Raw genomic sequence first — 15,938 nt, forward strand, 5'->3', positions numbered from 1 at the left:
GCGCTCACGGCCTTCACGGCGCCGCGAGGCCCTGATCGCAGGCGGGCCGGAGCGGGTCGCCGTACGGTGGTGAGCATGTCCTCCACCGAAACCGTGCGCGCGGGGTCCGGCAGGGCCACGCGGCGAGCGTCCGGCAGCGCCTCCGGAAGGGTCCCCGGCAGCGCCTCCGACAGCGCCTCCGGAAGCGTCTCCGGTAGGGCCGCCGGCAAGGCCGGGCGGGCCCACGACACCCGCGAGGCGATCCTCGACGCCGCCGAGCGGCTGTTCGCCGAGCGCGGCGTGGGCGAGGTCTCCAACCGGCAGATCGGCCAGGCGGCCGGGCAGGCGAACAACTTCGCCGTCGGCTACCACTTCGGCACCAAGGCCGACCTGGTGCGGGCGATCGTGCGCCGCCACACCGCCGTGACGGAGGAGCGCCGCCTGGGCATGCTGGCGGAGATCGCCGAGCCGGGCGACCTGCACGCGTGGATCTCCTGCCTGGTCCGGCCCGCCACCGGCCAGCTCGACGCGCTGGGCGTGCCGAGCTGGCGGGCCCGCTGCCTGGCCCAGTTCGACACCGTCCCCGCCCTGCGCCGGATCGTCGTGGAGGAGTCCGTGGCGACGCCGTCGATGGGGCGCGCCCTGGAAGGCATGTTCCGGCTGCTGCCCGGCCTGCCGGAGGCGGTGCGTGCGGAGCGCGGCGACATGAGCCGCCTGCTCGTGGTGCACACGCTGGCCGAGCGCGAGCGGGCGCTGCACGAAGGCGGGCCGGCGGCGGGCACGGGCTGGGACGCCACCGCCGCCGGCCTCATCGACGCCGGCACGGGCTGGGAGGCCACCGCCGCCGGCCTCATCGACGCGCTGGCCGGGCTCTGGCAGGCCCCCGTCACCACGTGGCCCGCTCCTGGGTGAAGGAGCTGCGGAGGCGGCCGGGGAGGCCGAACGGCGGCCCGCCCAGGTCGCGAAGTGGCGGAACGAGGCGGCCCCGCCGGCTCGCGGCTGGCAAACCTCACTTCCGGGGCAGGAGGCAGCGGGCGGGCATCGGAGGATGCTGCGCCCATGGATGCCGAACGAGAACGACTGGCGCAGTCGGCCGCCCCTGACGCCCCGTGGCGGCGGTGGGGGCCGTACCTGGGCGAACGGCAGTGGGGCACGGTCCGCGAGGACTACAGCGCGACCGGCGACGCGTGGAACCACTTCCCGCACGACCACGCCCGCTCCCGCGCCTACCGATGGGGCGAGGACGGGCTCGGCGGCGTCAGCGACGACAAGCAGCGGCTGTGCCTGTCGATGGCGCTGTGGAACGGCAAGGACCCGATCCTGAAGGAGCGGCCGTTCGGGCTCACGAACGGCGAGGGCAACCACGGCGAGGACGTCAAGGAGTACTACTTCTACCTCGACAGCACGCCCACCCACTCCTACATGCGGTACCTGTACAAGTACCCGCAGGCCCCCTTCCCCTACGCCGACCTGGTCACCACGAACGCGGCCAGGGACGCCCGCGCCTTCGAGTACGAGCTGCTCGACACGGGCGTCTTCGAGGGCCGCCGCTACTTCGACGTGTTCGCCGAGTACGCCAAGGCCGCCCCCGACGACCTGCTGATGCTCGTCACCGTGGCCAACCGGGGCCCCGAGGCGGCCACCCTGCACGTGCTGCCGACGCTGTGGTTCCGCAACACCTGGTCGTGGGGGGCCGGCACGGCCAGGCCCGCGCTGCGGGCCGCGGAGCCGGGGGTGATCCGGGCCGACCATCCCGGGCTGGGGACGTACCGGCTGTACTGCGCGGCGGACGCGCCGCTGCTGTTCACCGAGAACGAGACGAACCACGAGCGCCTGTCCGGCGGCACGAACGCCTCCCCGTACGTCAAGGACGGCATCGGCCGCCACGTCGTGCGCGGGGAGAGCGGGGCGGTGAACCCGGAGCGGGCGGGCACCAAGGCCGCCGTGCACCACACGCTGACCGTGCCGGCCGGCGGCGAGGTGACCGTGCGCGTCCGGCTGGCCGCGGGCGAGGTGGGCCCCGACCCGCTCGGGCCCGGCTTCGACGAGGTGCTGCGGCGGCGCAGGGCCGAGGCGGACGCCTTCTACGCCGCGCTGGCCCCGCCGGACCTGGGCCAGGACGAGGCGCTGGTGCTCCGCCAGTCGCTGTCGGGCCTGCTGTGGAGCAAGCAGTACTACTCCTTCGACGTCGAGACCTGGCTGGCCGAGCACGGCGCCGACCCGTGGACCCGCACCGGGCAGCGCAACCACGGCTGGTTCGACATGACCGCCGACGACGTGCTGCTCATGCCGGACAAGTGGGAGTACCCCTGGTTCGCCGCCTGGGACCTGGCCTTCCACGCGGTCGCGCTGTCCGTGGTGGACCTCGACCTGGCCAAGCACCAGATCGAGGTGCTGCTGGGCGAGCGGTACCTGCACGCCAACGGCCAGGTGCCGGCGTACGAGTGGGCGTTCGGCGACGTCAACCCGCCGGTGCAGGCGTGGGCGGCGCGCTTCGTCAACAGCCTGGACAGGCGGCTCGACGGCCACAGCGACCTGGACTTCCTCGAACGGGTCTTCCAGAAGCTGCTGGTGAACTTCACCTGGTGGGTCAACCGCAAGGACCCCGACGGGCGCAACGTGTTCCAGGGCGGCTTCCTCGGCCTGGACAACATCGGCGTCTTCGACCGCAGCGCCACGCTGCCGACCGGCGGCACGCTCGACCAGGCCGACGGCACGGCGTGGATGGCGTTCTACACGCAGACGATGGTGCAGATGGCCGCGGAGCTGTCGGACCGGGCGCCCGCGTACGAGGATCTGGCCGTGCGCTTCGCCCAGGCCTTCCTGCGCATCTCCGCCTCGACCGACCGGGTCGGCGACCTGAAGGAGGAGATGTGGGACGAGGCTGACGGGTTCTTCTACGACGTGCTGCGGCTGCCGGACGGCGAGGCCACCCGGCTGCGGGTGCGCTCCCTGGTCGGCCTGCTGCCGCTGTGCGCCACCACCGTCTTCACCCCGCGCGCCGGCGAATCGGAGGCGCGGCTGTTCAACCGGGTCAGGGAGTTCGCGAGCCGCCATCCCGACCTGGCCGAGGGCATGTCGGCGGCCGACCGGCCCGGCGTGGCGGGCCGCCGGATGTTGTCGCTGCTGGACGAGCGCAAGCTGCGGCGGCTGCTGGCGCGCATGCTCGACGAGGACGAGTTCCTCGGCCCGTACGGGATCCGGTCGTTGTCGCGGCACCACGCCGAGCACCCGTACACGTTCCACGTGCAGGGCCGCGAGTACAAGGTGGCGTACCTGCCGGCCGAGTCCGACAGCCGCGTGTTCGGCGGCAACTCCAACTGGCGGGGGCCGGTGTGGTTCCCGATCAACGTGCTGCTCATCCGGGCGCTGCTGCACCTGTACGCCTTCTACGGCGACGACTTCACCGTGGAGTGCCCGACGGGCTCGGGCCACCGGATGACGCTGTTCGAGGTGAGCAAGGAGATCTCGGACCGGCTCGTCCGCACGTTCCTGCGCGGCCAGGACGGGCGGCGGCCGGTGTACGGCGGGCAGCGCGTCTTCCAGGAGGACCCGCACTGGCGGGACCTGATCCAGTTCCACGAGTACTTCCACGGCGACAACGGCGCGGGGCTGGGCGCGGCGCACCAGACGGGGTGGACGTCGCTGGTGGCGGTGCTCATGATCGTCTATGGCCGCCTGTCGGCCACCGACTTCTAGCGCGATTCGGATTCCCTCCGCCCCACCTCCCAAACTGGGGCGGAGGCCATTTAAAACTGATAAATGCGCATAAAACCGTATTTACTGAACTCTTGACTCACCAGCCCCACGCTCGTGACCTTCCCCATAGAATCCCTGTATGCGGGGTAGACACCGGCGATTACGGACATGCACAATCCAACAGACGTCGTGACCAGAAACAGGGCTGAAACTTATCGGAGCCTCTCTCCGTTCTGCGGATAAGAAAAACGGCAACTGTGAGGAAATGTGCCCGTCACTTCATCCCTCAGGTTTCTTTTCGCGCTGACCGTGACCGCTGCCGTGGCGCTCTTCCCGGCGGCCGCGCAGGCCGCCCCACCTTCCGACGTCAAGCCCGTCCGCGTCGTCATCCTGGTCGACGAGTCAGGCAGCCTCAAGGACCAGGACGTGACGCGCGAGCGGGCCGCCGCCCAGCTCATCGCGCTCAGCGAGCTGTCGGAGCAGTCACAGGTGGCCGTGGTGGGCTTCGGCAGCTCCAACGGTCCCGGGCAGTCCGCGGTCGACATCGTCTGCCCGCTCACGGGAGTGCAGACCGCGCAGGACCGCGAGTCGCTGAGCCGGTGCGTGGAGAAGCTGCGCCTGCGCACCGCGGAGGAGGGCAACGACACCGACCACGCCGCCGCCCTCGAACAGGCGCTGGACATCATGGGCCGGCCCGACGACCAGCAGCGCGCGAAGATCGTGTTCCTGCTGACCGACGGCGTGCTCGACGTGCGCAACAGCCCCCAGTACGGCGCCGACGCCCAGGCCCGCAACGCCAACGCCCAGGCGCAGATCACCCGCAGCCTCGACGACGCCAAGCAGGGGCAGGTGCAGATCTGGCCGCTCGGCTTCGGCGCCGCCGACAAGTCCGCGCTCGACGCCTTCGCGGCCGGCGGCTGGGTCCAGCCCTGCGGCGAGCAGCAGACCGCCACCCCGAGGGCCCGCGTCGTCGCCACCTCGGCCGACGTGGAGCGCTCGCTGCTGGAGGCGTTCGCCTACGCCAGGTGCGCCGGCATCGAGAAGTCCGTGACCGACTCGCTCGACGCGGGCGCCACCATCGATCTGAACGTCAACATCCCGATCATCGCCACCGACGGCTCGATCGTGGTGGTCAAGCGCGACAAGCGCATCCAGGTCACCTACTTCGACCCCGAGGGCACGCAGGTGCCCAAGCAGGGCGAGCTGAAGGAGTCCACCTTCCAGGCCGCCGGCGAGGCCGGCCCGGTGGAGTCGCTGCGCATCCGCAACCCGCTGCCCGGCCAGTGGCGCATCCAGCTCAAGTCGCCGCCCGGCGTCAGCCGCCAGGAGGTCAGCGCCACCGTCGTCTGGCAGGGCGCGCTGCGGGCCTCGATCTCGCTGAGCAACCCCCGGCCGCGCCCCGGCGAGCAGGTGAACGTGCGGCTGCGCCTGCAGACCAGGACGGGCACGATCACCGACGCGGCGGCGCTGGAGGGCCTGCGCTTCAGCGCGCGGATGTCCGGCGAGGGCTTCCAGGAGGCCCCGGTCGAGCTGGGCGACACGGGCGAGGGGGCCGACCGGGCCCAGGGCGACGGCGAGTACTCCGGCCAGATCGTCATCCCGGCCACGGCCACCGGCGCGCTGTCGTTCGTCGGCAAGGTCAGCGGGCCCGGCGTGGCCGGCGACGAGCGGCCGTACGCCACGCGCATCGCCGGGCCGGCCGACCGGCTGCGCGCCCAGGTGGAGCTCGGCTCGGCCACCGTCGAGCCGGGCGGCACGCTCGCCGGCACCGTCCGCGTGACCAACGAGGCCGAGCCCGTCCAGCTCGGCCTGCGGCTCGTGGACGTCCCCGGCACCGTGAGCCTGCCCGCCCAGCGGCTCCAGGCGCCCACGGGCAGCTCCGAGCAGGGCTTCGAGCTGCGCGTCAGCGCCGACGCCGGCGAGGGCGCGGTGAGCGGCGTGCTCCAGGTGCTGGACCCGGCCGGGCAGGTCGTGGCCGAGGAGTTCGTGGACGTGAACGTGCAACCGCCGACGCCGCTGTGGCAGCGGGCGCTGCAGGCGCTGCTGATCCTCCTCGCGATCCTCGCGGTGGCGCTGCCGTTCCTGCTGGCCCGGCGGCGGGCGCGGCGGCGGGCGGCCGATCCGAGCGAGCTGACGCTGCACCTGTTCGACCGGCCGGGCGAGCCGTACATCAGCCGGCTCCAGGCGCCGCTGGGCGAGGGCCCCGAGTTCACGTTCGAGGTCAGCGACGGGCGGCTGGTCCGCACGTACGGGACCGGCTACTCCGTCCGCCGGGGCCAGGGCCGTACCGTGCTGGTCCGCGACCCGTCGGGGCGGGAGCTGGACCCGCTTCTCCCCGGCCCGCCGATCGCCCTGCCGAACGGCATGTTCCTCGGCGTGGACGACGGCCGGGCCAGGGGCGGCGGCGCCGAGCAGCCCGCCTACGGCTCCGCCGAGCCGTACCAGAGCAGGACCCACCGACCGATGCCAGGCGACGACCTGTTGTGAGGGATGCATGAGGATCTTCGATCCGATGATGTTCGTGGGGCTCGGCGGCACCGGCTGCCGGGTCGGGGTGGAGCTGGAGCGCTGGCTGCGTGACGAGCTGTGCGGTCCTGACGGCATGGATTTGATCAGGAACTTCAGCTGGCAGAACTACCAGCCCTACGAGCTGCCCTCCTGCCTGCAGTTCGTCTACGTGGACCTCAACGAGGACGAGCTGAACCGCACCCGCCGCCGGGTGGTGCCGACCGAGCGGGAGCTGCCCGCGGCGGGCCGTACCGCGCACCTCGTCCACGACGTGGTGCCCAAGTTCGACTCCTACCCGGAGGTGGCCCGCAGCCTGCGGGCCACGCTGGGCGACCACGTCAAGGACTGGCTGCCGCCACGCGAGCAGGAGCCGCTCGTCGCGCCGCTGATGCGGGGCGCCGGGCAGCTCCCGACCGTGGCCAGGGCGGCCCTGTTCGAGCGCATGCGCCACGGCACCGGGCCGGTCGTGCAGGGCATCGAGGACGCCATCGGCGCGATCAGCAACTCCGGCAGCGAGCTGGCCGCGCTGGGCGGCCGGCTGCGGCGCACCTGCGACGTGTTCGTGGCCTTCTCGGTGGCGGGCGGCACCGGCAGCGGCATCTTCTACGACTACCTGCACCTGATCGGCGACGCCTTCGCCCGCAACCACATCAGGGCGCGGATCCACCCGCTGGTCGTCATGCCGTCGGCGTTCGTCGAGGGCAAGGGCGGCGGGCGCAGGGCGCGGCTGAACGCAGGGGCGAGCCTGCTCGACCTGTTCCGGCTGGTCGACGACCAGAACGCGCCGCACGCGGGCACGCAGGTGGACGAGCAGGGCATCGTCGGCGAGCTCGGCGTGCGCTACCCGGCCAAGGGCGAGGTGCGCCTGGCCACCGGCACGGTGCAGACGGCGTTCCTGTTCACCATGCCGCCCGGCGTCGCGCGCGACGACCTGCACCGCTCGATCGCCTCGCTGATCGTGTCCCTGGCCGGCACCCGGCCGAGCACCGCGGGCGAGGCCGCCGGCGGCATGGAGGACCGCGGCGAGTCCACCTTCGCCGACGACTTCATCAACCGGGCCGTGGAGCGCGAGGTCCCGGCCGCCTCCGGCATCGGCAACCGGGGCGTGTCCACGGCGTTCGTCTCCTCGATGACCGTGCCGGTCGAGGAGCTGGCCGACCTGGTCAGCTCGCGGCTGCTGGCCCGCGCGGTGACGCAGCTCGAAGCCGTGCCACCGGGCGCGGCCGAGAGCAACGTGGAGGAGATCCGGCGCCTGTTCACCACCACCAACCTGGAGCCGCTCAACACCCGCGAGCCGCTGCCGCTGCCCGAGGCCCGCACCGCTACCGGCGCGGCGGAGATCCAGAAGTCGCTGGCCAACCGGATGCGCGCGATGGAGGACAACCTGGCCTCGCTGGAGCGGCAGCTCAGCCGCGCCGTGCCGGCCATGGCCAAGGACATGGACGTGCGGCGCGGCGCCATCGAGGGGCTCGGCCACGTCGATCCGTTCCGGCTGCGTCGGGTGGTGACGGGCCTGCCCGGCGACGTGCACGAGGCCGACAAGCTGGGCTTCGCCGGGCTGCTCGACCAGCGCAGGGCGCAGCCGCGCAAGCCGTACGAGAACATGACGGAGGCGCCGCCGCAGCCGCGGCCGATGCGTGACCGGCTGCTGCGCAAGGTGCAGTGGAGCGACCCGGAGGTGCAGGCGTCGCTGCACGACCAGGACGCCTGGTACCTGTGGCGCAGCCAGGCGCTGTGGCACCGGGCGTGGGCCGACCAGATGCCGCGCTGGGAGCCGCTGCGCAAGCAGCTCATCCGCGAGGTCCGCGACTTCACCGAGGTGTTCGCCGAGCACGCCGACGCCGACCCCGAGCGGTTCGCGCGCCGCGCCGGCGAGCTGTACGAGAACCGCGTCGGCGTCTACCACCTGCTGCCGCCCGCGGGCGCCGAGTCCTTCTACGACGCGGTCGTGCGCCGCTTCGTGGACGTCTTCGTGGCCCGGCAGCTCCTGCGGCCCACCGACGGCGAGGCCGGCGTGGTCAACGCGCTGATCGGGCCGGAGGGCTGGCGGCACGCCTACGACATGGCCTGGCGCACGGGCAAGCCGGCCGACGCGCTGGCCTGGGTGCGGGAGCGGCTCAAGCTGGAGGTCAAGAAGCTCTTCAAGGACCGCGACGAGGCCGCCATGCTGGGCGAGCAGCCGCTGCTGCCCTCCCTGGCCGACATCCTCGCCCAGGCCGCGAAGGGCGGCGGCGACGACCCGCACGTGCGGCAGTTCCAGCTCAAGCTGGCCGACCTGGTGCCGGGCGGCTTCACCCCCGACGGCACCGGCGACCTGAAAGTGCTCGTCTCCTACCCGGCTCCGGCCAAGGACACCGAGCTCGAACGCTTCCTGAAGGAGCGGATCGACCTGCCCGGCGTGCCCGACTTCCGCAACATCGACGCCGACTCGGTGACGGTCGTGCAGGTCCGTACCTCGATGAGCGTCACCCAGGTGCGCGAGCTGCGCGAGGTGCTGCACAGCTGGGCCGACGCCCTGCAGCACGAGCGGCCGCAGGACCACCTGAAGTGGCGCCAGCGGCTCGGCTACGACTTCGGCTACCTGGCCACCACCGAGGAGCACCGGGTCCGCATCCTGCACCGGCTGCTCTGCCTGCTCTGGAACGGGCAGGTCAGCGTGGTCGAGGGCGAGCCGCACTCGCCGTCGCGGATCAGGATCGACGTCGAGGGCGGCTCGATGACGCTGCCGCTGACCGGCTACGGCAAGGCGTCCTCGTGGCCGAGCATCCTGCGGGCCTACGAGCAGTGGGTGATCGGCGGCGACGAGGAGTTCCGCGGGCTGGTGAGCGAGCAGCTCATGAACGCCCTGCCGAAGGGCCTGGCGGGCACGCTCAGCGTCCCCCATCCGCTCTACCAGCAGGTCACCGGCATGGCCGCCGACCAGCTCGGCCTGCTGGAGATCATGATGCCGAAGCTGCCGTCCGGCGCCCGCAACCGGGCCGACCAGCTCGTCGCGTTCTGGGCGAACACCCTGCCCGCCGCGCTGGACCTGCCGTTCGAACGGGTCGCCGAGGCCGTCGCCTACAACCTGCGCGACCTGGACGCGCTCGCCGGGGAGTGAGCATGGTCGTGGTGCTCGACCTCCGCAAGGAGGAGGTGGCCAGGCTCGGCTCCCGGGTCCTGGTGGTGACCGACACCGAGCGGCTGGCCGCCGGGCAGCAGGCGCTGCAGGAGGTGTTCAGCTCGCGCCTGGTCAGGTCGGTGCTGGTGGTGGCGCTGGGTCCGGAGCCGCGCCTGCCTCCCGCGCTGAGCGGCGAGAGCCGCCGGGTGCTGTGGGTGGGCGACCCCTGCGGCATCCTCTGGAACGCCGACACCGGCGAGGCGGCGCACGGGCCGGAGGTCAGCTCGGAGGCCATCCTGATCGACCTGCTGTCCCAGCCCGAGGTGTTCGACCAGGTGGTGGGCGAGCTGGGCGAGATCCCGTACGGCACCGCCTCGCCCGGCTGGCGCATCGTGGCGGGCCGCATCGACCCCGAGGTGCTCGCGCAGGCCTTCACCGACGTGGCGGACCGGTTCGCCGGGCCGGTGCAGCAGGACACCGGCGTCTTCGGCTCGCCGCTGGCCACCGCCCTGCCGGTGCTCAGCGGCACCGCGGACCTGCCCGCCGACCTCCTCGACGCGCTCGTCCCCGACGGCCGGATGGACCGGCTCCACCGGCAGGCCCGCGACCGGCTCGACCGCGCCACCCGGGCTCTGGACGACCTCGGCTACTTCAGCACCGCCCCGGCCAGGGCGGCGATCGTGGACGAGGTGATCGCCGCCGGGCGGGCGCTGGCCGAGTTCCGCGACGCGGTCGAGCGGCTGTTCGCCGAGGTCGACCACGGCGACGAGGACGCTCCCGACGTGCTGGCCGCCAACGGCGTCAAGTTCGCCACCCCGGCCGGCATGGGGCACGCCGAGATCGTCGCCGAGCTGCGCGCCGACGTGGAGTCGGCCCTGGCCGAGCGCAGGAGCCTGATGCGGCTGGTGTCGCGGCTGCGCGCGCTGGCCGACCAGAGCGCGCCCATCGGCAGCGCCGCCTTCGTCCCCGGCTGCCGGCGCAGGTGCCCCGACGAGCTGCTCAACGTCCTGCACGCGCCCGCCGAGTTCCCCCGGGGGCTGGTGAACCGCTTCGTGCTCTGGCGGCACTCGCGCGACTGGTGGCGCGAGCAGCTCGCGCTCGGCCCGGCCAGGACCGCGCTCGACGAGCTGCGCTCGCTGCTCGAACGGGTCGCCGCCAGCGAGTGGACGCTCGGCGAGGCCCGCATGCACACCTCCGACGCGGCCCGCACGATCGCGGCGGTGCTGGCCGAGACCTGCGCGCAGGTGTCGGCGACGCTGTCCGACTGGAGCATGGCCGAGGCCGGGCAGGCCACCGCCGGCGAGGCCCTGGACGAGGAGGTCACCGTCCGCCTGCGCGACCGCGGCGGCCAGCTCCGCGAGGTCATCACCGGCGACCTGCTCGACGCGGTGACGGGCTGGCTGGAGCCCGGCTGGCCGGCGCTGGAGCACGGCGACTTCCGCGACGTCCGGACGGGCCTCGATCGGCGGGTCGACGAGACGCTCCGGCAGTACCGCTACCACCTGGCGCACCGGGGCGTGCAGGAGAAACCCGACTTCGGCACCGCCGACGCGGGCCGCCAGGAGCTGGTGGACGCCGTGTGGCGGCAGTCGCAGCAGGTCGTGCGGGCCCTGCAGGCCCCGCCCGGCGGGCAGATGTTGCAGCTCTGCGGTGATCGTGACCTGTCGCTGCTGCTGCGGCAGGCGTACGCGGTGCGGTTCGCGCCCAGGGCCGTACGGGGCCAGGGCAACCCGCCCGGAGTCGTGTGGACCCGGTCGGGCCAGTACGCCGGCACCCTTCGCCTGGTGCCGCTGCGTCCGGGGACGGTGGAGGAGAACTGGAGTGGTGATGGAGCCTGAGCCGCTGGACTTCGACTCCCCGGAAGGCGACCCGGTGAGCTGGGAGGTGGAGGCGGAGCCGTGGCAGAACCCGTTCGAGCGCCGGGTCACCCACCTCGCCTCGGGCACCAAGCTCGTGCAGCGGCGGGTGCCGCGCGCGGAGGGCCGCGACCGCGAGTACCTCTACGACCTGCTGGAGAACGAGGCCCGCATGGGCGCCAGGCTGCTCTCCCGGCTGCGCCGCGCCTACCCGCCCGAGCTGCCCCGGCTGATCGGCTACAGCCTCGACGAGGAGGAGCCGTTCGTGCTGCTCTACGACTACCGGGGCGAGCCCGTCAGCCGCTACTTCGGCGCGCTGCTGATCAGCGAGCAGCGCACCCTGCAGGCGAGCCTCTTCCGCGCCGTGCGCATCCTGTCGGCCTGCGACATCGTGCACCGGCGCATCGAGCCCGCCACCGTGCGCTGGGACGGCGCCACCGTGCAGCTCACCGACCTCAGCCACGCCACGCTGATCGGCACCCGACGGCTGCGGATCGGCGAGGCGCCCTACGCCTCCCCCGCCCAGCGCGCCGGCGAGGGCCTGGCCGCCACGGCCGACGACCTCTGGAGCGCGGGCATGGTGATCTGCCGTACGGTCACCGGCCGCGAGATCGCCGACCTGCCCGACCTGTCGGCCACCCCCGCCCTGCAACCGCTCAAGGACGTCTTCTCCGGCTCGCCCCCCTCGGCGCAGGAGGTGCTGGCCCGGCTGCGCATGCCCGACCCGATGCAGAGCGTCGCCGTCGAGCAGGACCTGGGGCTGGAGGAGGGCCGTGCCGCCTTCGACCGGGCCCGCGAGGCCAGGCGCGACCCGGTGGCCGCCGAGGAGCACGTCACCCGGATCCAGCCCGTTCCCGAAGAGGAGGAGGGCAGGCGGCTGCCCTGGTGGGCCCGGTGGCTGCCGCTGGCCGTCCTGCTCGCCCTGCTGATCGTCCTCTGGGTGGTGACCCGGTGATCCTCTGCCCCATCTGCCTGCACGAGTTCGCCTGGAGCGAGGACGAGCTCTTCGAGCGCACCCCCGCCGGCCAGTACCAGCCGCTGTCCCTGGGGCACGTGACCGGGCCCCGCCGCGAGGACCTCCTGCGGGCCGCGCACGTCCGCTGCCCCGCCCCGGTGTCGGACCCCGGCCTCGAACACCACCTGCCCTACACCTACGTGCGGCACGGCCGCCCCCTGGTGATCGGCCTGGTCGGCGGGCCGGAGACGGGCAAGACGCACCTGCTGGCCGCCATGATCGGCGCCATCGAGCAGGGCGGGCTGCGGCCGTACGGGCTGACCACCGACGCGGTGGACATCGAGCGGCACGCCGAGTACGTCAACTCGTACGTGCGTCCGCTGCTGGTCGAGCGGGCCGCGCTGAACCGCACCACGCACCGGGCCACCGCCGAGCCCGTGGACGCGCTGCTCGTCAACGACGGCCGGCACACCACCGCGGTGGCCTTCTTCGACATCGCCGGCGAGCTGCTGCGCAGCGCCACCCACGAGGCCACCAGGTTCGTGCCGGCCATCGGCGGGCTGCTGTTCGTGATCGACGCCGCCACCAGGTCGGCCAGGATGGGCGACGAGTCGTTCCGTGCCGTGCTGGACCGGCTGCCCAAGACCGGCGGGCGGCTGGACATCCCGGCCGCCATCGCGGTCACCAAGAGCGACGCGGTGCGCTTCCAGGCGCCGGTCGACACGTGGCTGTACGCCGAGCCCGACGGGCTGGACCCGGCGGCGGTCCTGCGGGAGAGCCGCGACGTCTACGCCTACCTGCACCGGCGCGGGGCGCAGGCGTGGCTGAGCCCGTACGACAAGTGCCGCAAGTGCACCCTGCACTTCGTCTCGGCGACCGGCGCCGCCGCCACCGAGGGGCGCTACCGGCGGGGCGTCCGGCCCCGGCGCGTGCTCGAACCCCTGATCTCGCTCTTCGCCATGACCGGCGTCCTGCGCGGCTACCCGGAGGTGGGGCTCTGATGGGACGTTACGCCAGCGTCGACTGGATCCAGTTCGAATGGGACGAGCAGCGCACCGGTCTCGGTCCCGTGCGCACCTCGCTGGAGCGGACCGGCGGCTGGTACCACCAGCTCGGGCCCTGGCTGGATCCGGGGCCCGAGCCGGGGGTCAGCCTCTGCCGGTTGCTGGTGGAGGGGCGGGTGGTGGTGCTCGCCAGGATGCGGACCGGCGGCGCCGACAGCCGGCGCACCATCCGGGTCCAGGCGTACCTGGGCGGCTCCGCCTCCCAGCCGATGGCCATGCCGAACGTGCGGCAGACGCTCGCCCTGGCCGCCGGCTGGGCCGCCCGGCTGCCCGACGGGAACGAGCCGCTCGACCTGGGCAAGCTGATCAGCTCGTACGACGGCGCGCGGGCCGCGCTGGACCGGGAGTCGCGGGCGGTGGCGGCGGCGCTCGCGCCGGTCGTCTCCGAGTGCCTGCGGCGGCCGGGGGCGCCGCTGTCGGTCGCCTCGGGCGGGAACCCGATCGTGCAGCTCTGGGGGCTGGTGGACATCCTGGACCTGGCGCTGGGGCACTATCCGGAGACGTTCTCCACCTACGAGAGCGACGATCTCAAGCAGGGGGCCGAGATCATCTTCCTGCGGCAGTGGCCGGGGCCGTCGTCGCAGAGCTCGTACCGGACGCGCGTGGACCCGCGCTCTCCCGATCAGGGGGACAGGTGCGCCGAGATCGCCTCGATGCTGGTGGACGCGTACGCGCGGGATCAGCTCGTGGGGCTGGTCAAGCGGCTGCGGATCAGCGACAAGACGCCGCTGGAGGAGCGGCTGCGGCGGCTCGCGTCCGTCACGGGCGACTCGACCGCGCTCGTGGCCCGGCCCGCGGCGGTGGAGGAGAGCGGGGACGAGCTGGTCTGGTCGCCGCAGCCTCCCGCGCGCTCCCAGCCCGCCGCGCGGGCCTCGACCCAGGGCGAGCCGCCGTACCAGGCCGCGCCGCCCCCGCAGGCACCACCCCCGCAGGCACCCCCCGCACAGGCACCACCCCCGCAGGCGCCGCCCGCACAGGCACCGCATCCGCAGGCACCGCTCGCGCACGAGCCGTCCTCGCAAGCAGCGGGACAGACCGCGGAGTCGCAGCGTCCGCGGGCGGCGGGCCAGCGGCACGCCGACGCCGGGATGGCGGGCGAGGCGCACACCGCCGAGCCGCGCCCCGCACCGGACGCGCAGGCCGGGGGTGTGCCGGGCGGTCCGGCGGTCGTGCAGCAGTATGCGGAGCAGGACGCGTTCGAGATGCTCTGCACCGACCTGCTCCAGGCGACCTCCGCCAAGGAGGTCACCACCATCCTGCAGGAGATGCGCGCCTGGGCGGCCAGGCGGCAACCGGCCGAGGTGCGCTCGCGCCTGCCACGCCTGATCCCCGTCCTGGAGCGGCGCCTGCCGGAGGGCCGGATCAACCCGGTCCTGCGCGGCCTCCTCGACCCGGACGCCCAGGCCCACGCGCCGAGGCCGAACTGGCTCGACCCCAAGTGGCTCGTCATCGTCGCGATGCTGGCCCTCCTGGTGATCCTCGTGGCCGTGACCCTGTTCGTCCTGGTCTGAGGGATCAGCTCCTTCCGGTCCGGGGGATCAGCCCGAGCCGGCGGCCCGCGGCGGCGAAGGCGGAGGCGATGCGGTCGAGCTGCGCGTCGGTGTGCAGGGCCGTGGTGCTGACGCGGATCAGCGCCTGCCCGTCCGGCACGCTGGGCGGCACCATCGCGGTGGCGAAGACCCCCTCCTCGAACAGCTCCCGCCACAGCCGGCAGCACAGCACGACGTCCCCCACGTGCACGGGGATGATCGTGGTCTGCGAGGCGCCCGTGCCGAACCCCAGCCCCGCCAGGTCGGCCCGGAGCCGGGCGGCGGCGGCCAGCGCCCGGTGGCGGCGCTCCGGCTCGGCCTCGACGATGTCCAGCGCGGCCAGCGCCGCCGCGGTGCTCGACGGCGACAGCGCCGCGGAGAACACCATCGACCGGGCGTGGTGCCGCAGGTAGACCATGATCTGCTCGGGCCCGGCCACGGCGCCGCCGGTCGTGCCGAAGCACTTGGAGAAGGCCATCGTGTGCAGGTCCACCGCCGGCAACAGCCCGTGGTGCTCGGCGGCCCCGCGGCCGCCCGGCCCGAGCAGGCCGATGTCGTGGGCGCCGTCCAGGACCAGGCGGGCGCCGTGGCGGCGGGCCAGGGCGGCGGTGCCCGGCAGGTCGCAGAGCGTGCCGGTGGTGGAGAACATGCCCTCGGTGATGATCAGCCCGGCCCCGGCGGGGTCGCACCCGGCCAGCAGCCGCTCCAGGTGGCCGAGGTCGTTGTGGCGGTACCGGCGCAGGCGGGCGCGCGAGAGGCGGACCGCGTCGATCAGGGAGGCGTGGATGAGCTGGTCGGCCAGCACGGTGTCGCGCGGCCCCACCAGGGCGCTGAGCGCGAGGTTGGCGAGGAAGCCCGTAGGCGTCACCATGGCCGCCTCCTGGCCGAGGAACGCGGCGAGCCGGCCTTCGAGCCTTTCGTGCAGCGCGAGCGACCCGTTGACGAGGCGCGATCCTGAGGTGCCGGTGCCCAGCGCCCGGATGGCCCGGCAGGCAGCCTCCTTCAGCCGCGGGTCCGCCGACAGGCCGAGGTAGTCGTTGGAGCCGGCCGCCACCAGCACGCGCCCGCCGACGACCACCTCGCCGGTGGCCAGCCGCTCCTCGACCGGGCGGTAGTAGGGGTAGGCGCCCAGCTCGGTCACCGGCTGGAAGTCGTCGTGGAGGCGGCATCTGTCGAACGCGTCGAGCATCGGCGTTTCACTGCCCTTCTCGGAGGCGACGTGTGAGGCGAAAGTCTGCCGTGACCGGT

Annotated in this window: 9 protein-coding genes; 8 read left to right on the forward strand and 1 reads right to left on the reverse strand. The window is 73.5% G+C overall.

Annotated features, from left to right (window positions below; all coding sequences use genetic code 11):
- The first annotated feature begins 75 nt into the window (after nucleotides 1-75).
- The 8 genes from ACBJ32_RS30675 to ACBJ32_RS30710 all read left to right on the forward strand — a co-directional run bounded on the left by ACBJ32_RS30675 (nucleotide 76) and on the right by ACBJ32_RS30710 (nucleotide 14,672).
- Nucleotides 76-891, forward strand: a complete 816-nt coding sequence (locus tag ACBJ32_RS30675; RefSeq protein ID WP_375129652.1) for a TetR/AcrR family transcriptional regulator — start codon at nucleotides 76-78, stop codon at nucleotides 889-891.
- Between the two features lie 147 nt (nucleotides 892-1,038).
- A complete protein-coding gene (locus ACBJ32_RS30680) occupies nucleotides 1,039-3,678 on the forward strand; it encodes a hypothetical protein (protein WP_375129653.1) in 2,640 nt (879 codons plus the stop codon).
- Nucleotides 3,679-3,987: 309 nt separating this feature from the next.
- Nucleotides 3,988-6,165 (forward strand): vWA domain-containing protein, encoded by a 2,178-nt coding sequence (locus tag ACBJ32_RS30685; protein WP_375129654.1) that lies wholly within the window; start codon nucleotides 3,988-3,990, stop codon nucleotides 6,163-6,165.
- 7 nt (nucleotides 6,166-6,172) lie between these two features.
- A complete protein-coding gene (locus ACBJ32_RS30690) occupies nucleotides 6,173-9,286 on the forward strand; it encodes a tubulin-like doman-containing protein (RefSeq protein ID WP_375129655.1) in 3,114 nt (1,037 codons plus the stop codon).
- A gap of 2 nt (nucleotides 9,287-9,288) precedes the next feature.
- The gene (locus tag ACBJ32_RS30695) at nucleotides 9,289-11,124 is read left to right on the forward strand and encodes a hypothetical protein (RefSeq protein ID WP_375129656.1); all 1,836 of its coding nucleotides are present in this window, start codon (nucleotides 9,289-9,291) and stop codon (nucleotides 11,122-11,124) included.
- Complete coding sequence (locus ACBJ32_RS30700) at nucleotides 11,108-12,097, forward strand: hypothetical protein (RefSeq protein WP_375129657.1); 990 nt, start codon at nucleotides 11,108-11,110, stop codon at nucleotides 12,095-12,097. The genes ACBJ32_RS30695 and ACBJ32_RS30700 overlap by 17 nt, the downstream gene beginning before the upstream one ends.
- The gene (locus ACBJ32_RS30705) at nucleotides 12,094-13,098 is read left to right on the forward strand and encodes a hypothetical protein (RefSeq protein ID WP_375129658.1); all 1,005 of its coding nucleotides are present in this window, start codon (nucleotides 12,094-12,096) and stop codon (nucleotides 13,096-13,098) included. Before ACBJ32_RS30700 ends, ACBJ32_RS30705 begins: the two co-directional genes overlap by 4 nt.
- Nucleotides 13,098-14,672, forward strand: a complete 1,575-nt coding sequence (locus tag ACBJ32_RS30710; protein WP_375129659.1) for a hypothetical protein — start codon at nucleotides 13,098-13,100, stop codon at nucleotides 14,670-14,672. The genes ACBJ32_RS30705 and ACBJ32_RS30710 overlap by 1 nt, the downstream gene beginning before the upstream one ends.
- A 4-nt stretch (nucleotides 14,673-14,676) precedes the next feature.
- On the opposite strand, the gene ACBJ32_RS30715 is transcribed toward ACBJ32_RS30710, so the two are convergent.
- Entirely contained in the window at nucleotides 14,677-15,879 is a 1,203-nt protein-coding gene (locus tag ACBJ32_RS30715; protein ID WP_375129660.1) for an aminotransferase class I/II-fold pyridoxal phosphate-dependent enzyme, read from the reverse strand.
- Nucleotides 15,880-15,938: the final 59 nt, after the last annotated feature.

The sequence above is a fragment of the Nonomuraea sp. GTA35 genome (assembly GCF_041950525.1).
Classification (GTDB): domain Bacteria; phylum Actinomycetota; class Actinomycetes; order Streptosporangiales; family Streptosporangiaceae; genus Nonomuraea.

What these genes read in the sequence shown, in the direction of transcription:
- ACBJ32_RS30675 (WP_375129652.1), top strand. Translation starts at nt 76, where the DNA reads ATGTCCTCCACCGAAACCGTGCGCGCGGGGTCCGGCAGGGCCACGCGG.
- ACBJ32_RS30680 (WP_375129653.1), top strand. Translation starts at nt 1,039, where the DNA reads ATGGATGCCGAACGAGAACGACTGGCGCAGTCGGCCGCCCCTGACGCC.
- ACBJ32_RS30690 (WP_375129655.1), top strand. Translation starts at nt 6,173, where the DNA reads ATGAGGATCTTCGATCCGATGATGTTCGTGGGGCTCGGCGGCACCGGC.
- ACBJ32_RS30695 (WP_375129656.1), top strand. Translation starts at nt 9,289, where the DNA reads ATGGTCGTGGTGCTCGACCTCCGCAAGGAGGAGGTGGCCAGGCTCGGC.
- ACBJ32_RS30710 (WP_375129659.1), top strand. Translation starts at nt 13,098, where the DNA reads ATGGGACGTTACGCCAGCGTCGACTGGATCCAGTTCGAATGGGACGAG.
- ACBJ32_RS30715 (WP_375129660.1), bottom strand. Translation starts at nt 15,879, where the DNA reads ATGCTCGACGCGTTCGACAGATGCCGCCTCCACGACGACTTCCAGCCG.